Annotated in this window: 13 protein-coding genes; 7 read left to right on the top strand and 6 right to left on the bottom strand. The window is 66.3% G+C overall.

Translation table 11 applies throughout. The features are described from left to right. Positions 1-204: 204 nt before the first annotated feature. The 3 genes from ydiK to astE form a co-directional block, all read right to left on the bottom strand. Entirely contained in the window at positions 205-1389 is a 1185-nt protein-coding gene (ydiK, locus tag PEP31012_RS08325; protein ID WP_246171202.1) for an AI-2E family transporter YdiK, read from the bottom strand. 129 nt (positions 1390-1518) lie between these two features. Beyond that, complete coding sequence (locus PEP31012_RS08320) at positions 1519-3519, bottom strand: hypothetical protein (RefSeq protein ID WP_150588899.1); 2001 nt, start codon at positions 3517-3519, stop codon at positions 1519-1521. Positions 3520-3724: 205 nt separating this feature from the next. After that, on the bottom strand, positions 3725-4786 hold the full coding sequence (gene astE / locus PEP31012_RS08315; protein ID WP_150588898.1) for a succinylglutamate desuccinylase: 1062 nt from the start codon (positions 4784-4786) through the stop codon (positions 3725-3727). A gap of 209 nt (positions 4787-4995) precedes the next feature. On the opposite strand from astE, the gene astD reads away from it, so the two are divergent. The 6 genes from astD (at position 4996) to PEP31012_RS08285 (ending at position 9810) form a co-directional block, all read left to right on the top strand. Next, positions 4996-6477, top strand: a complete 1482-nt coding sequence (gene astD / locus PEP31012_RS08310; RefSeq protein WP_150588897.1) for a succinylglutamate-semialdehyde dehydrogenase — start codon at positions 4996-4998, stop codon at positions 6475-6477. Positions 6478-6519: 42 nt separating this feature from the next. Continuing rightward, positions 6520-7881, top strand: a complete 1362-nt coding sequence (gene astB, locus PEP31012_RS08305; protein WP_150588896.1) for an N-succinylarginine dihydrolase — start codon at positions 6520-6522, stop codon at positions 7879-7881. A 78-nt stretch (positions 7882-7959) separates the two neighbouring features. After that, positions 7960-8526, top strand: coding sequence for an NADPH-dependent FMN reductase (locus PEP31012_RS08300; protein ID WP_150588895.1), 567 nt, complete (start codon positions 7960-7962; stop codon positions 8524-8526). Positions 8527-8727: 201 nt separating this feature from the next. Next, positions 8728-9030: a DUF1488 family protein gene (locus PEP31012_RS08295; RefSeq protein ID WP_150588894.1), complete on the top strand. Its 303-nt coding sequence runs from the start codon at positions 8728-8730 to the stop codon at positions 9028-9030. Between the two features lie 192 nt (positions 9031-9222). Then, on the top strand, positions 9223-9441 hold the full coding sequence (locus tag PEP31012_RS08290; RefSeq protein ID WP_150588893.1) for a DUF2964 family protein: 219 nt from the start codon (positions 9223-9225) through the stop codon (positions 9439-9441). Between the two features lie 177 nt (positions 9442-9618). Further along, positions 9619-9810: a DUF2964 family protein gene (locus tag PEP31012_RS08285; RefSeq protein ID WP_150588892.1), complete on the top strand. Its 192-nt coding sequence runs from the start codon at positions 9619-9621 to the stop codon at positions 9808-9810. A 32-nt stretch (positions 9811-9842) separates the two neighbouring features. Here PEP31012_RS08285 and PEP31012_RS08280 read toward each other — a convergent pair whose 3' ends face one another. Next, complete coding sequence (locus PEP31012_RS08280; RefSeq protein ID WP_150588891.1) at positions 9843-10592, bottom strand: class I SAM-dependent methyltransferase; 750 nt, start codon at positions 10590-10592, stop codon at positions 9843-9845. A 168-nt stretch (positions 10593-10760) separates the two neighbouring features. Here PEP31012_RS08280 and PEP31012_RS08275 point away from each other — a divergent pair, with 168 nt between their 5' ends. After that, positions 10761-12050 carry a TIGR03862 family flavoprotein gene (locus tag PEP31012_RS08275; protein ID WP_174978169.1) on the top strand — a complete coding sequence of 430 codons (1290 nt, stop codon included), beginning with the start codon at positions 10761-10763 and terminating at the stop codon, positions 12048-12050. Between the two features lie 133 nt (positions 12051-12183). Here PEP31012_RS08275 and PEP31012_RS08270 read toward each other — a convergent pair whose 3' ends face one another. After that, on the bottom strand, positions 12184-13347 hold the full coding sequence (locus PEP31012_RS08270) for a methyltransferase (RefSeq protein ID WP_150588890.1): 1164 nt from the start codon (positions 13345-13347) through the stop codon (positions 12184-12186). Between the two features lie 177 nt (positions 13348-13524). Further along, complete coding sequence (locus PEP31012_RS08265; protein ID WP_150588889.1) at positions 13525-15450, bottom strand: FUSC family protein; 1926 nt, start codon at positions 15448-15450, stop codon at positions 13525-13527. Positions 15451-15462 lie beyond the last annotated feature (12 nt).

The raw sequence follows: 15462 nt of genomic DNA, 5'->3' as shown, positions 1-15462 counted from the left end.
ACACGGGCGCGGCGCGGCACGCGCAGCGAGCGCCGCGCGCGCAGAACGGGCTGTGGGGAGGCTGTGGCGTGTGGCATTTGATATTTCCCGAAATCCAGTGAGTACGGGAAGTATTTAGCCACGTTGCGGCGAGCGGCGACAGGTGAAGCAATCCGAAAAATGCGTCCGATGGGCGTGACAGCCCACCGTCGCCAGTGACAGCGCTCACGAGCGTTTGTCGTTCGGTGTCCCCGGGGGATGGGTCGGATGCGCCGCCGCAGCGTCAGGCGATGACGCCTCCGGCTTGGGCGCGGTTGGTGCGGCCGGTGGTGCGCCGCTCGGCGACAGCGGTGCACGGTTCAGGCCTTCGTTGATCCAGGCATTGAGCAGCGTATAGGTCACTGCCAGAATCACCGGGCCGACGAACAGGCCAACGATCCCGAACGTCAGCATTCCGCCGAGCACCCCCGCGAGAATCAACGTCATCGGCAAATCGGCCCCCCGGCGGATCAGCATCGGGCGCATGACGTTGTCCAGCATGCCGATGAAGACCGACAGCACCAGCAGCAGCGTGGCGAGCGTCGGACTGTCCTGCCAATAGAGCCACGCCACACTCGAGAGCAACACGGGGAACGGACCGATCTGGGCGACACACAGCACCAGCATCAGCGCCGTCAGGAAGCCCGACAGCGGCACGCCCGTCAACCACAGACCGAGGCCGCCGAGCAGCGACTGCGTCACGGCCGTGACCACGATCCCGAGCGCCACCGCGCGAATCGACATCCCGGCGAGCCGGACCGATTCCTCGCCTCGGTCGCCGCCGAGGCGTCGCGCGATGCGAATCAACGCTCGCGCCGCGCGCTCCCCCTGCATGAAGAGAATGCCGGAGATGATCAGCGTGAGGCCGAGGTGAACCACGAGCAGGCCGATCGACCCCAGCTTGGAGAATCCCCACGCGGCCGCCTTGACGGCATACGGCTGAATCCTCGCGACGAGACCCCCGGGGCCGGCGGCGGCAAGCGCCTGCCACTCTTCGCTGGCTCGTTGGCCTACCACGGGGATGCGGATCAGCCAGTCGGGCGGCATCGGCAGGCCGCGTTGCCCAATGGAATGCACTTGCTCGCTGATGTCGGAGGCGTGCCCGATCAGCGTGCCGATCGCGGCGGACAGCGGCGCGACGACGATCACAAGCATGCCGATGATCATGACGGTGGTGGCGAGCCATCGCTTTCCCCACAGGCGGCGTTGCAGGCCAATGAGCAGCGGCCAGGTGGACGCGACGATCGTCACCGCCCAAATAAATGCCGGCAGAAACGGGAGCAGAATCCATAACGTGCCGATCATCAACAGGCTGAGCACAAGAATGACCAGCAGGTTACGGGCGAGTTCGCTCGGGGGGGTGGAAAGCATGAAGACTCCGGCAGGCAGGGGGCGAACGCGCATCAACAAACGTCCGGGCGCACAAGTCGCACACGGTGCGCACATGAGGTGCACGATGCCACGCCGGCGCGGGCAGGGCAAGTGCGCTGCGCCGGCGCTTCACAGGGGTGTTGTTTCCCGGGGCTCGTCGTCCGAGTCTTCCGACGCTTGGGAGGCGGCGCTGGGCCACCTTGCATAACGCTGTGGCGGGTTTAGCGCACCTGGCGCCATTGTCGTGCCGTGTCGTCGTGCGCCCGCTGGCCGGCGGCTCGCACGCCAGTCATCGACGTGATGGCTGCCCGAGAACGGGGATGCCGCGGCGCGCGTTGCCTGCGAAGCGTGTGCTACGTGTGCTACGGGTGATGTGTGGGATGTGGATGCTACGAGTGACGTGGGGGATTCGGCAATGGCGAGCGTCGGGCTTGCAAGCCTGTTGTTGTTCACTTCACCGGTGCCGGCGCCATATGGGCTGTTGGGGCGCATTGACACGGAGCTTGACGACGATACTCCCGAGTCGGCGATCGTCACTACCGTGATGGTGCTGATCTTCGGTCGCGGCGCGCGACGTTCGTGCGCAGTGCGAATGTCCTCGCGCTGCGCGGCGCTGTGACCGATCGAGAAAATGAGGCCGATGAGACCGTAGAGCACGTCGAGGACTGCGAAGACATGCGCGTCTTCCACCAGGCTCGGCGCATCGGTGCCGGAGGGCGACTGTGTGGCATTGAGGGCAGTGGCGCTGTCGTTCGACACCAGGGTGTTGTGGCGGCCGTGACCATGCGCCGACCCGTCGCCCATCCACGCAAGGTAGTAGAAGGTGGTCGTGAGCGCGAACCAGATAAGCCGGGGGGGAGCCGAGCGGAGCATGGCGCCGACGTCGTGCATGAACGCCTGCAGGCAGGCGTGCCATTCGCGAGGCGCAGGCGCCTGTCGTGCGGTGTCGATCAGCAATTCGGCGAGGTTGTCTTGCGTGAGGATTTGCAGGCTCGCGTTGTGCCGGGTCGTTCCCAACTGGTGGATGATCGGCAGCAGCGTCAGACCCGGGATGGGCGCCAGCGGAATCTCCAGTGCCGCGTGCAGCGTATCACCGAAGCGGCGCGTGAAGATCCCGGGAAACCAGTGGGATACACCGCGTTCGATGCCGTATCGGGCGCCGTTGCGCAGCACGCCGTAGCAAAACACGAAGCCAAGCACTTGCGCAAAGGCTGCGCGATAAGGGGTGGACAGGATCGCGCTCAAGCCCTCCAGGTCGGCTGCCGGAGTCGTGCGCGCGATCCGGTTGCGAAACTGTCGTTGGGTCGCGTTGAAGCCCGCCATGCCGAGCAGATTGATCAGCACGATCGCCAGCGCGGCCAACGGTGGCCAGAGTGGGGCTTGAGATCGGGCGGGATCCGTGAGCTCCGCCAGCAGTGAGGCGACGGTGGAACCGGTAGCGAACGGGAGGGCATCGCGAAGCGTGCCAATGCAGAACGCGCGCCACGACAACACCGGCCGTTGCTCGCGTAACAGCGCGTCGAGACGCTCGCTCACTTGCGCGACGTCGAAGCCATGGAGGGCCAGCGTTCGGGCCTGCCGATGCAGATGCGCATACAAGGTCTCGTGCCAGGGTTGCGTCGTCATGCCGCCGGGCGCTGGCAGGCCGTCAGGCCACGGGGGCGCAAGTGGCGTCAGCCGGTCGCGCCCCCCGTTGGCGGCGACAGGGGGGGCCAACGCGTCCAGGGCCGGCAGCGCGACCTCCTGCCACAGCGCATCGAAGATGCGCAGTGCGCGGCTTGCCCCCGGCCCTTCATACCGGTCGATCGTGAAGGTCGGCGCATCGACCGTCGACGGTCGCGATGGCGCGGCGGGGGCGGACGACGTACGCAGGACGGGCGGCGGCGCAAGCGCAGCGGACTCTCTGGCGGCACCTGCGCCAGGACTCTGGCACGCGGGCATCGTCATCGGAACGGGAGACGCATCGGCCATGAGACTGGCCTGCGCGGCGGCTTGCTGGGCGCGGACGAAATCTTCCTCCAGCGGGGTAATGGGCTCGCGTCGCTCGGCGTCGTGTACGCCGGGGGTGGCGAGCGGGATATCGGACGGGTGAAGCCTTGGCGGAAGGCATGAGAAGCAATTGCGGAGCATGGCGTCGATGGCGGGACTCGGCCGGCGGCGAGGTGCCGGGCCTCAGGCATGAAGGGACGAAATGAAGCGGGCGATGCTACGCCCGTCTGTCCCGGACGGCCACGCCTGGACAGGCGTTTGAAGTCGTTCATTCGCAATGCTGCGTAGCGGCTTCAGCGCATCTCACAACGCGTGATCGGGGATTGACCGCCCTGTGCGTCGCGCGTTACGCATCGGGGACCACCATGACGCCGGCACGCAAACCGTTCGCGACGTCGGGGTTGGGGAACACGATCCGCTCTTCCGGATGCGAGACGGTATAGGTGGTCTCGCCGTCGCGCGCCAGCACGGTGCCGACGGCGTAGGGCGTGAAGTTCGGCGTGTCGGCCGCGACGTTGAGGACGAACGCGTCGGTGCGGCGCACGATTTCGGCGGCGACGCGAAAGCGCCTGGCGTGCAGCACCTTGCCGTCGTCGCGCGCCCCCATCTCGCCGCCCGACAACCAGCGGCGCAGCGCGGCGTCGATGCCGGCAAAGTCCGCAAGACGGTTTTGCCCGAACGGCGCGACCTTTCCCAACTCCAGCGTGCAGCTCTGCGCGCCGAAGTGTGCACACGTGTAATACGAAAAGGTGACGGAGGGCTGCTCGGTGAACATCACGGCTTCGATCTCCGCTGCGGAGAGCGCCTCGATCCAGTCATCGCCCGGTGGGTGCTGCGGCGGGCTTGGCACGACCGCGAAGCGTGGGAAAAGCGACGCCCGGATCGCCGTGTGCATATCGACGTGGCGGCGCAGACGACGCGCACCGCGCGACGCGTCGAAGAACTGCGCCACGATCACTTCGAGTTCGCGTGCGCGCTGTACGGCAGGCGACTCCGGGCGCTTGGCATGCGCGCCGTGGAACAGCCGGTTCAGGTCATACTCGAGATACCGCTTGCCGGCACGCACGGCATCGGGGTTGCCGAGCACGACGAGCACCCGCTCGCGCAGTGTCAGATGGCCGTCGGCAATATCGCGCAGCATGCGGTCGACGATCTCGATCGGGGCGGTTTCGTCGCCGTGGATGCCGCACGAAAGGATGGCATCGAAGCGGGGACGACCGGGCTTGTCAGTCGTGCGGGTCGTGCCTGTCACTTGGCCGGTGTTGACGGGGGTCAGTTCGAGCACCCCTTCCGCATGGCGTTGCCAGCGTACGCCACAGGGATCGATGCCTTCGCTGCACTCGGTGGGGCGCGATTCGCGCACGTCGCTTAGCCAGTGGTGCAGGGCCGAACGATTGGCGTCGGTCATGATGAGGGATCTCCAGACAGGCAGACTCGTATTCTATGCGCGTCGTTGGCAGGACCGGTGTGCGATCGCGCGCATGCCAGGAAACGCCCTGTCCATGCGGTGTTGTCGGGGCACTCGGCGCGCACGCATTGTTCCGGCAGTCGAATCCATGTCATCATGATCCGCATTGCACGCCGCACCATTGCGCGTGGCCTCGGGGATTGCCGTTCATGACCGATCTGTACGTCGAAGGTGTCTGGCGCACTGCCAACGGGGGGGCATTGCGCACGCTCGATCCCATGTCGGGCGATGTCGTCTGGCAGGGCCGCGCGGCCGATGCGGCCGATGTCGACGCCGCCGTTCAGGCCGCTCGGCGCGCGCAGCGCGATTGGGCACGGCACAGTGTGGACGAGCGACTGGCGGTGTTGCAGCGCTTCGCGGCGATCGTGGGCACGCGAACCGAAACGCTTGCCGACGCCATTGGACGAGAGACCGGCAAGCCGCTGTGGGAAGCGCGCACCGAAGTGGCGACGATGGTCGCAAAGGTCACGCATTCGGCGAAAGCCTACCAGGAGCGTACGGGCGAGCGGCGCAGCGCGGTGGCAGATGCGCAGAGTGTCGTACGCCACCGCGCGCATGGCGTGATGGCGGTGTTCGGGCCATACAACTTTCCCGGTCACCTGCCCAACGGGCATATCGTCCCGGCACTGCTCGCGGGCAACACGGTCGTCTTCAAGCCCAGCGAACTGGCCGCTGGCGTGGCACAGCAAACCTTGCGATGCTGGATCGACGCCGGCCTGCCGCCGGGGGTACTGAATCTGGTGCAGGGCGGGCGCGATACCGGGGCGGCGCTCGCCGCGCATGACGGTATCGACGGCCTGTGCTTCACCGGCAGCTCCGCCACCGGCCGCGCGCTGCATCAGCAGTTCGCCGGACGGCCAGGCAAGATCCTCGCACTGGAGATGGGCGGCAACAATCCGCTGATCGTCGATGCCCCTGCCGATGTTGACGCGGCCGTCCATGTAAGCGTTCAGTCGGCGTTCCTCTCCGCGGGACAACGCTGCACGTGCGCCCGTCGCCTGCTCGTGCCGCGTGGACCGCAAGGCGACGCGTTCATCGACCGGTTGACGTCGGTGACGCAACGCATCGTCGTTGGACGATACAACGCCGAGCCGCAGCCGTTCATGGGGGCCGTAGTGTCGTTGCAGGCAGCGCGTCGCATGACCGCGGCCCAGGCTGAGCTGATGGCGCTCGGCGCCCGCGTGATTCTGCCGCTCGCCCAGCCGGACGGCCGTTCGGCCTTGCTCACGCCGGGGCTGATCGACGTGACGTCGGTGGCCGCGCGCGATGCGTTGCCGGACGAAGAGTATTTCGGTCCCTTGCTGCAAGTGCTGCGCTACGACACGTTCGACGAGGCCCTTGCGCTGGCAAATCGCACGCGCTACGGGTTGGCGGCCAGCCTGCTGTCCGACGATCCCGCGCGTTACGAACACTTTCTCGCCGAGATCCGCGCGGGCATCGTCAATTGGAACCGGCCGACGACGGGCGCGGCAGGCGCGGCGCCGTTCGGGGGCATCGGCGAGTCCGGCAACCACCGTCCCAGTGCGTGGTACGCGGCCGATTATTGCGCGTACCCGATGGCCTCGATGGAGGCCGACTGTGTGACCCTGCCCGAGCATCTCAGTCCCGGCCTGGACTTTGCCGCGGACTGATTTTCGTTTATCGACCCGGTTTTCGCTTTCTCAGGAATGGATATGACGCGTTTTGCCCTCGAAGCCAACTTCGATGGATTGGTCGGCCCCACCCATAACTACGCGGGGTTGTCGTTCGGTAACGTCGCCTCGGCAAACAATGCCAATCGCGTCTCCAATCCGCGTGAGGCCGCATTGCAGGGGCTTGCCAAGATGAAGGCGTTGGCGGATCTCGGCTACGCCCAGGGCGTATTGCCGCCGCAGGAGCGCCCGTCGGTGGCCTTGCTGCGTACACTTGGCTTCAGCGGCGACGACCGGACGGTCATTCGCGAGGCGGCACGCACCGCCCCAGAGCTGCTGGGAGCGGCGTGTTCGGCCGCGAGTATGTGGACGGCCAATGCCGCAACGGTCAGCCCGTCGGCAGACACGGCGGACGGCCGGGTGCACTTCACGGCGGCGAATCTGTGCAGCAAGTTGCACCGCGCCTTCGAGCACGAGACGACCTCACGCGTTCTGCGCGCCGCATTCCCGGATGAGGCGCGCTTCGCGCATCACGATGCCTTGCCGGGCTGGCCGTCCCTGGGGGATGAGGGCGCGGCGAACCATACGCGGCTGTGCGGGGCCTACGGCGAGCGCGGGGTCGAATTCTTCGTCTACGGACGGGACGATCTGGCGAGCGCACCCGCACCTCGCCGGTTTCCCGCACGTCAGACGTTGCAGGCGAGTCAGGCGATTGCGCGTCTGCACGGGCTGGCTCAGGACGACGTGGTGTTTGCGCAGCAGCATCCCGACGCCATCGACGCCGGGGTCTTCCATAACGACGTCATTGCGGTGGGCAATGGCAACGTGCTGTTCTGCCACGCGCAGGCGTTCGTCGATCAGGCCGCGGTGCTGGCGACGCTTCGCGAGCGGCTTGCTGCGCGAGGCACGGCACTGGAGGTAGTGGAGGTCGGCGCAGACGACGTGTCGATGGAGGACACCGTCGGCAGTTATCTCTTCAACAGTCAGTTGCTCGCGCGAGCGCCAGCGTCGGGCGGTGGGATGTCGTTGGTGGTGCCGCAGGAGTGCCGCGAGCGTCCGGCCGTGTGGCGCTATCTCGAATCGCTGGTGGCCAGGGGTGGACCGATTCGCGAGTTGCACGTGTTCGATTTGCGCGAGAGCATGCGCAACGGCGGCGGACCCGCATGCCTGCGCCTGCGCGTGGTGTTGACCGACGAAGAGCGCAAGGCCACGCACCCGGGGCTATGGATCGACGACGCGCGTTACGCGACGCTGACCGAATGGGTGAAGCGCCACTATCGCGACGAACTGGCGGTGGGCGACCTTGCCGACCCGGCGTTGCTCGACGAATGCCGCAGCGCCCTCGACGAACTCACGCAGTTGCTCGGCCTGGGCAGCCTGTATTCGTTTCAGCGTGCCGCATAAGCGGTATGGAATGGCGGGCGGCTGGCAACGTGGTCGCCCCGCCATCACTTCCCACGTTTCACCATAGGAGTCGACGTGATGACGACGATCATTGGTTTGTCCGGCAGCCTGCGCAAGGGCTCGTACAACACGGCACTGCTGGCGGCGGCGAAGGCGGTAGCGCCTGCCGGCGTCACGCTTGATATCCGCACGTTGCATGGCATTCCGCTGTATGACGGGGATCTCGAAGCGAGCGAAGGCATTCCGGCTGCCGTCGCCACGCTCAAGGACGCCATCGCACAGGCCGATGGCTTGTTGCTCGCCACACCGGAGTACAACAACGGTATGCCGGGCGTGTTCAAGAATGCGATCGACTGGCTATCGCGACCGCCTGCCGATAGTGCGCGAGTATTCCGCGACAAGCCGGTGGCGATCATGGGCGCGTCGCCTGGCGGCTTCGGCACGATCCTCAGCCAGAACGCGTGGATGCCGGTGCTGCGCACGTTGCAGACCACGCCCTGGTGGCAGGGGCGATTGATGGTGTCTCACGCGAACAAGATTATCGATGCCGACGGAAATCTCCAGGACGACGCCGTTCGTCAGCAACTGGCGGCGTTTGTCGCAGGATTCGTCGAGTTTCTCAATCAACGAGGTAACGGAAATTGATTAATAGTTGTTGATAATCAATCGGTTGCACTAATTTCGTGATGTGATTTGTGCGGTGTGAGGGGGTGGCGAAGGCCCCCAATCGCCGGCGACAACGCGATAAGGGATGCGACTCACGGATTGTCTGGCGATGCACTATGCTGGAGGCAGCGTATCGGCCGATACGTCGAACGCGTCCTTTCGTCAACCGGGGGTGCAGCCATGCAAATCGAGTTTCCGGATCACCGTCCCGTGTTCAACTATGAGGATCTGACGATCGAATTCGCGGTTGTCGTCAATGGCCGGCCGATCGATTGCGCGGTGTCGGCCGAAGCCCTGGAAGATCATTTCGGTGCTTACTCGGCCCGCGCCGACGATTTATTGCACGCCTTCGAACACGGGCGAACGCATATTCATGCGCTCACGCGCGAATACCTGACGATGGGGCTTTCGGGCCCCGTCTTATTGCGCAGCGGGCACTTTCGCTGGGTGCGCGAAGCCAAGCGACAGGCCGCGCGGCGCTGATCGACACCCATCGACGCCGATCGGTAGCTGCTCGCCGGGGGCGGGTTCTCCCGGCGGCCTTGATTCGCGTCAACATCGGGAATGTTTCGTCATGCGACGCAATAGGCGTGCCGCGGGGAGCGGCGTAGACTGGTGTTGCCGCGCGTGAAGGTACGTCAGCGGCGCCCTTGCCGATCATGATCAGGAGTCGCTATGGGTTCGGAATTGCGCGTCGTCATCGCCTCGATTGCGGCCTTCATGACGTTGGCCGGAGCGTTCGCCACTATCCACGGTTTGTTGTACGACCAAACGCACGTCATGAAAGGCGGGGTGGTGACGGTGCTGTTCGGCATTCTGTTCGTCGTCGCGATGCTCACGCCTTGGCCCAGCGACGACAAGCGCGATGGCAAGGACACCCAGCCCAAGCCCTGAGTCCGATGAGTCGGGTTAACCGTTTGGTTCGCTGCGTTCTACACTGCTAAGTGAGGGACGCCGCCGAAGTCATCCGAAAGTCGAGCCGCGCCGACCGGGCATGCCGTGCCCCGGGGCGGGTCGATTTGCCGGCATGAACCCCTTCGCAACGCGCGTGGTCTCGTTGCGAGGTGCCGTATGTGTTCCGATACCCGCGTCGTCATTGCCTCCATTGCCGCGTTCGTGACGCTGGGCGGCATTTTTGCCACGATTCATGGTCTGCTGTTCAACTTGCCGGATGTGTCGCGCTACGGCGTGGCGGCGGTGCTGGTCGGGGCAACGTGCACGGCCACGATGCTCATTCCGTGGGGTTCGCGTAACGAGTCGTGAGGCGTTGCCTTGACCGACGCATCGCGGTGGTTTCAGTTCGCCGGTTTGGCGAGTCGTGCCCGCAGGCAGAGGAAAGCGGGTGCCTGCAGCAGTTCGCGGTAAAGCCGGGCATCGACGTTGGCCATCTCCGGCAGCGGCAGCGGCTCGACCATGCGTTCGAGTTGCCAGCCCGCGTCCGCCGCGGCGTTCAGAATGCCCGCGAGCGGTCGCCGGTACGACTCCACATAGGGCTTCGGTTCGCCGAAACCGCTCCAGTACATGCCGAAGCGCGTGACTTCAAAGTAGGTTCGGTTGCGCCGGGTGCGCTCGTCGAGCCAGTCGCGCATCGGATGTCCCATCGACCAGACGAGCGTCGCGCCGGGCTTGGCGACGCGCGCGAATTCGCGAAAGGTCGGTGCGAGGTCCTCCACGTAATCGAGCGCGAGCGCGCTGACGATGGCATCGAAGCGGCGATCGGCCAGCATGGCGAACGGGGCGCCCAGGTCCTGCACCTCGAACGTCGCCGCCAGCCCGTCGCAGCGCTTGCGGGCCAGGTCGACCATTTCGGGCGTGACGTCGATGCCGTGCACGGTCGCGCCTTGTTCGGCGAGCCATGCACTGTTGATGCCCGGGCCGCAACCGGCGTCAAGGACATGCAGGCCACCGACGTTGCCGAGCAGGTGGCGCGTGGCGGGGCGCTCGTACAGGGCGTTATGCGGTTTGGTGACGGCAATCTCGGCGTAGCGCTCGGCAAATGCTGCGTAAGCGGTGCGTCCGATCGACGTAGGATCGGCTGACGACATGCGCGACTCCAGGGGGAAAGCAACGATGGGGGAGCGATTGTAACGCCAAAGAACTGACGCTCTGGCAGTGCTGTGGGACAATGTTGGCCTTCGTCGCCGCGTCAGTCTGTCTTTCGCGGTCATCCGGCGGCGTGCGACAGCCGTTTTTCCGCGACATCATTCCCAAGCATGCCCTCATCCAGCGCTTCTCACCCGCCGTCTGACGATTCGACCCTTGCGCCAGTCGAGACGATCGATGTGGCCGTGATCGGCGCGGGGCCTGCCGGTCTGATGGTGGCGGAAGTGCTGTCGGCGGCGGGGTGGCGAGTCGATATGTACGACGCCATGCCATCGGTCGGACGCAAGTTTCTCATGGCCGGCAAGGGTGGCATGAATCTCACGCACAGCGAGCCTGCGGCACCGTTCGTGGCGCGCTACGGCAAACGTGCGGACGTGGTAGAGAAGTGGCTGCGTCGCTTCAGCGCCGAAGACGTGCGTTCATGGGCGCATCGGCTGGGCATCGATACGTTCGTCGGCTCGTCGGGACGCGTTTTCCCCATCGACATGAAGGCGGCACCGCTGCTGCGTGCGTGGCTGACTCGGTTGCGCGCGGCGGGTGTGCGGCTGCATGTGCGCCATCGCTGGCTGGGATGGGGGGCTCAGGCGTCGGCCGGGCCGGACGATTTGCGGTTTGCGACGCCCGGGGGAGAGCGTCGGGTGCGGGCGAGGGCGGTGGTGTTGACGCTGGGCGGGGCGAGCTGGCCGCAGCTCGGATCGGACGCTGCCTGGGTGCCGTGGCTACGTGATCATGGGGTAGATGTCGCGCCGCTGTTGCCGGCCAACGCGGGTTTCGAGACGGACTGGACGCCGCATATGCGCGAGCGGTTCGCGGGCCATCCGGTGAAGTCGGTCACGATGACGTTGCCGGACGGCACGACGCGGCAAGGGGAGTTCGTGATTTCGATGCATGGCATCGAAGGCAGTCTGGTCTATGCGATGTGTGCCCCCATTCGCGAGGCCATTCGCGCCAACGGCAGCACGCAGGTCTATCTGGACCTGTTGCCGGACTGGCGCGCCGAACGTGTCACCGACGAGGTGAGCCGCCCACGAGGCTCGCGCTCGATGGCGAGCCATCTGCAGAGTCGCTTGGGACTTGCGGGCGTGAAGGCGGCGCTGCTGCGCGAGTGTTTGCCGCGCGAGACGTTCAGCGATCCGGCGGCGCTGGCCGCTGGCATCAAGCGGTTGCCGCTGACGCTGTTGCGTACGCGCCCGATTGCCGAGGTCATCAGCAGTGCCGGGGGTGTCGCACTTGACGCGCTGGACGCACAGTTGATGGCGAAGGCGCTCCCGGGCGTGTTCTGTGCCGGGGAGATGCTCGATTGGGAAGCGCCCACTGGCGGCTATCTGCTCACGGCCTGCTTTGCGAGCGCCTGCGTGGCGGGCGACGGCGCCGCAGCCTATCTTCAAGCCCGACGCTAATATCACCCGACCCCGACCAGCCCCGACGTGACCGGATCGGACCGGACCCGACCCGTCGCCTCCCGACCCAACTCGAACCCCGGCGACGGCATGGCCGCCGGGCGTGGTCTACGTCAACCGAGTGCGCGGGTCCTTAAGCCGGACGGACACCCAGTCGCCACAGCGACGTCACTTCGGCGCTTCGTGCCGCATGCAGCGGATCGTTGGCGTCGCCTGCCTTCGGGTGATGCGGGCGCACGTCGTGACGCGCGAGCACGACCAGGCCGGCGCCGTGAATCCACGAGAGCAAGGTCTCGCGCGTGCGCAAGCCCAGATGTTCGGCAAGATCGGACAGAATGAGCCAGCCTTCGCCGCCGGGACTCAGATGGGCCGCGAGGCCGTTCAGGAAGCCCTTGAGCATCTGGCTGTCCGGATCGTAGATCGCGTGTTCGATGGGCGCGTTTGCCTTGGCCGGCACCCACGGCGGGTTGCAGACGATCAGCGGCGCCTTGCCCTCGGGAAACAGGTCGGCTTCGACGATCTTGACGGCGCGATCGTAACCGAGCCGCGAAATGTTCTCGCGCGCACACGCCAGGGCGCGAGCATCGCGCTCGGTTCCCACAACCTGCTGCACGCCGCGACGGGCAAGCACCGCGGCAATCACGCCCGTGCCTGTCCCAATGTCGAACGCCAGCGTTTTGGCCGGCAACGGCGCCTGATCGATCAACTGAAGATACTCACCGCGCACCGGCGAATACACGCCGTACCACGGATGAATCGACGCGGCCAACGGGGCAATCGGCACCCCCTTCTTGCGCCATTCATGGGCACCGATCAAGCCGAGGATTTCTCGCAACGATGCCACCGAGGGGGTGGCGTCAGGCGTGCCCCAAGCTTCGGTGCAGGCATCGCGAACCTCCGGAGCGCGGCGCAGCGGAATGCCATAGTCGGCGTCGAGCGGAATCAGCACCATGCCGAGAATGCGCGCGCGCTGCGCTTGCGCCATCCGATGCTTGTGGAAGGCGTCGGCAGGGCTGGCGAGCGCTGCCTCGCCCTTGGCGGCCGGCTTGCGACGAGGACGATGCGGCGGACGATCCACCCGTCTCGCCATGGCCTGCAGCAATTGACGCGCGTTCTGGTAGTCGCCGCGGTACAGCAGCGCCGTCCCGCCACAGGCGAGATGATAGGCCTCGTCGGCCGTGACGGTGTCGTCGACGACTTCCACACGGCGCGGCGGCATTACGCCCGCTTCGGAACGCCAGCGCGCAGTAACGGGGCGACCCTCTTCGGTCCAGGCTAGCGTCGGGGTAGTGTTCATGCGATGTCTTCTGAATGGCGTGGCGGCGCATGGAACTCAGGTTGCGCCGGAAGCCCGCATTATGCCTGCGTTGTCGTCCTTCGACCGGATATGGCGCCGTCCAGTCGCTGACCAGATGCCGCTTACGTGCTGCCCGATTGTTTCCAGGTTGTTGCCCGGTTGTCGCCGAAGCGCCGTTCAGGCCGGTGCCTGCGCAGCGCCGAACAACACGCCAATGGCTGCGCGCAAGGCCTCTTCCAGCCGTGGATCCATGCCCGGTACCGGTGCCGCCGGCATCTCCGGCCCCGGCCCACCATGCCGAATCGCCGCCGCCATCCGCGTTAGCACCACGGCCCCCGGATGGACCGCGGCGTCGTGAGAAATCCCCTGGGGGACGATGTCGGTGATCGCATTGGCCACCCGCTCCAATCCCACGAGCGCGGGCCACCATCGCGCCGCGCGACGACTCACCAACGGTGGCTCCGACAAGGCCCGTTGCAACGCAATACGCGCATCGTCAAGCGCCTTGTACGCTGCCCGCCGGGCACCGAACGCCGCATCGCCGTCACGGGTGTCGGCAAGCGCCGCATAGCGACCCAGCGCATCGAGCACAGTGGCGACGCGTTCGTCGAGTTGACGCCGCTCCCACTTGGCCCATGGCAAATAGCCCACGAGCAACACAATGGCGCAAGCGGCCACGGCGTCAACGAACCGGGCAACGGCAATGTCCTGACTGCCAGGCTGCAAGGCGCCCATCACCAGCATCAGAATCGGTAGCAGCAGGGCGCTGAACAAGCCGTAGTTGCGACGCAATGCCCACGGCAGGCACGCCGCCAGCGGGACGAGGACGGCAAGGCTGACCCAGCCGTTGCGATCGATGGCGACGACGGCCGCAGAGACAGCGACGCCCACAATACTGCCTGCGCCACTCTGCAACGCGCGAGCGAACGCGGAGCCATAGTTCGGCTTGAAGATGACCACGACGATCAGCGGTACCCAGTACGACCGCGGCAGTGCCGTAAGCGAAATGAAGACTTGCGCGACCAGCACGCACAGGCCAATCCGAAGCAGGTAGCGCCACACGTCGGGCCACGGCCACTTCGGAATCCACTGCGGTACGGTGCTGGCGCGCGCTCGATGCCGCGCCAGCGCAATCAGAGGTGCTTCGGCCGCATGTGCGCTGCCGGTCAGCAGAGGCTCGGCGCGATGCAACGCTGCCGCCAGCGCTGGCGCGGGGTGGTTGTTTGCCGCCGCCACGGCGGTTGAGACATCGACTTGTTGATCGCGCGCAATTTGCCGAGCAATGCCGTACAAGGCGCGTCCGAGCGAGGCGGGAAGCGGCTGACCGCCCTGGACTAGACCGATGACGGCCGATGTGATGGGCTCGGCCGCCAGGATCTCGGCTGCCCGGCGCTCAAGCACGTCCCACCCTTCAGTGGTGCTCGCTCGCGCCGTCAGTAGGGTGTCGTAGGCCGCGGCAATGGCGTTCTCGAGCGATCGGCGCGCGAGCCTCACGCGTGGCGTGCCGCTCGCATCAAGCACGTTGGCGAGTTGCTGGTAGATCGCGGCGACGGCACCGCGCTCGGCCGCACCCGGGTGCCGCAACCAGTGAACCGCCATGAGCAGCACGCTGAAGATGCCGCCCGCCGCGAGCAGCAGCGGCGCCCGCCATTCGGGCGGCGGCAGCGCAAGACCCCAGCCGACGATGAGGTAGACGGCACCCTGCAAGGTCGCCGCAGACGCGACGTTGCCAAACGTGCCGATGAAGCTGAGCAGCAGAATGGCCGCTTGCAGCAGCCCATGCGCGGCCCAAGAGTGCGACATGCCGATGTCGTGGATAAGCATGCCGGCGTAAAAGCCCACGACGCCGGTGGCGACCGTGAGCAGAATGGAACGTGCTCGCGCGCGATAGGGGCCGGTGCGGTCGCCGATGATGGCGGGCAGTGCGCCGAGTGCGATGAGCGAGGCGTCGGCACCATGGCCGATGGCCGCGCCGATGGCGGTGGGCGTGGCAACGCAGAGCGCGGCATGCACGGCGTCCCAGCGTGAGAACGCCACGGGTTCCAGACGCATGAGCCGCGACAACCACGCGACGCGGCGGCCGGGATCTGTCGGGGTGGGCATGCGCGGAGGATC

Origin of the sequence: Pandoraea eparura (genome assembly GCF_902459725.1) — a bacterium.
GTDB lineage: Bacteria > Pseudomonadota > Gammaproteobacteria > Burkholderiales > Burkholderiaceae > Pandoraea > Pandoraea eparura.
This window is presented reverse-complemented; position numbering and strand designations above follow the sequence as displayed.

Excerpts from the sequence above, each read along its gene's own strand:
- PEP31012_RS08270 (WP_150588890.1), bottom strand. The coding sequence starts at position 13,347 with ATGAACACTACCCCGACGCTAGCCTGGACCGAAGAGGGTCGCCCCGTT.
- PEP31012_RS08300 (WP_150588895.1), top strand. The coding sequence starts at position 7,960 with ATGACGACGATCATTGGTTTGTCCGGCAGCCTGCGCAAGGGCTCGTAC.
- PEP31012_RS08295 (WP_150588894.1), top strand. The coding sequence starts at position 8,728 with ATGCAAATCGAGTTTCCGGATCACCGTCCCGTGTTCAACTATGAGGAT.
- PEP31012_RS08275 (WP_174978169.1), top strand. The coding sequence starts at position 10,761 with ATGCCCTCATCCAGCGCTTCTCACCCGCCGTCTGACGATTCGACCCTT.
- astB (WP_150588896.1), top strand. The coding sequence starts at position 6,520 with ATGACGCGTTTTGCCCTCGAAGCCAACTTCGATGGATTGGTCGGCCCC.
- PEP31012_RS08285 (WP_150588892.1), top strand. The coding sequence starts at position 9,619 with ATGTGTTCCGATACCCGCGTCGTCATTGCCTCCATTGCCGCGTTCGTG.
- PEP31012_RS08280 (WP_150588891.1), bottom strand. The coding sequence starts at position 10,592 with ATGTCGTCAGCCGATCCTACGTCGATCGGACGCACCGCTTACGCAGCA.
- PEP31012_RS08290 (WP_150588893.1), top strand. The coding sequence starts at position 9,223 with ATGGGTTCGGAATTGCGCGTCGTCATCGCCTCGATTGCGGCCTTCATG.
- PEP31012_RS08320 (WP_150588899.1), bottom strand. The coding sequence starts at position 3,519 with ATGCTCCGCAATTGCTTCTCATGCCTTCCGCCAAGGCTTCACCCGTCC.
- PEP31012_RS08265 (WP_150588889.1), bottom strand. The coding sequence starts at position 15,450 with ATGCCCACCCCGACAGATCCCGGCCGCCGCGTCGCGTGGTTGTCGCGG.
- astE (WP_150588898.1), bottom strand. The coding sequence starts at position 4,786 with ATGACCGACGCCAATCGTTCGGCCCTGCACCACTGGCTAAGCGACGTG.
- astD (WP_150588897.1), top strand. The coding sequence starts at position 4,996 with ATGACCGATCTGTACGTCGAAGGTGTCTGGCGCACTGCCAACGGGGGG.
- ydiK (WP_246171202.1), bottom strand. The coding sequence starts at position 1,389 with ATGCTTTCCACCCCCCCGAGCGAACTCGCCCGTAACCTGCTGGTCATT.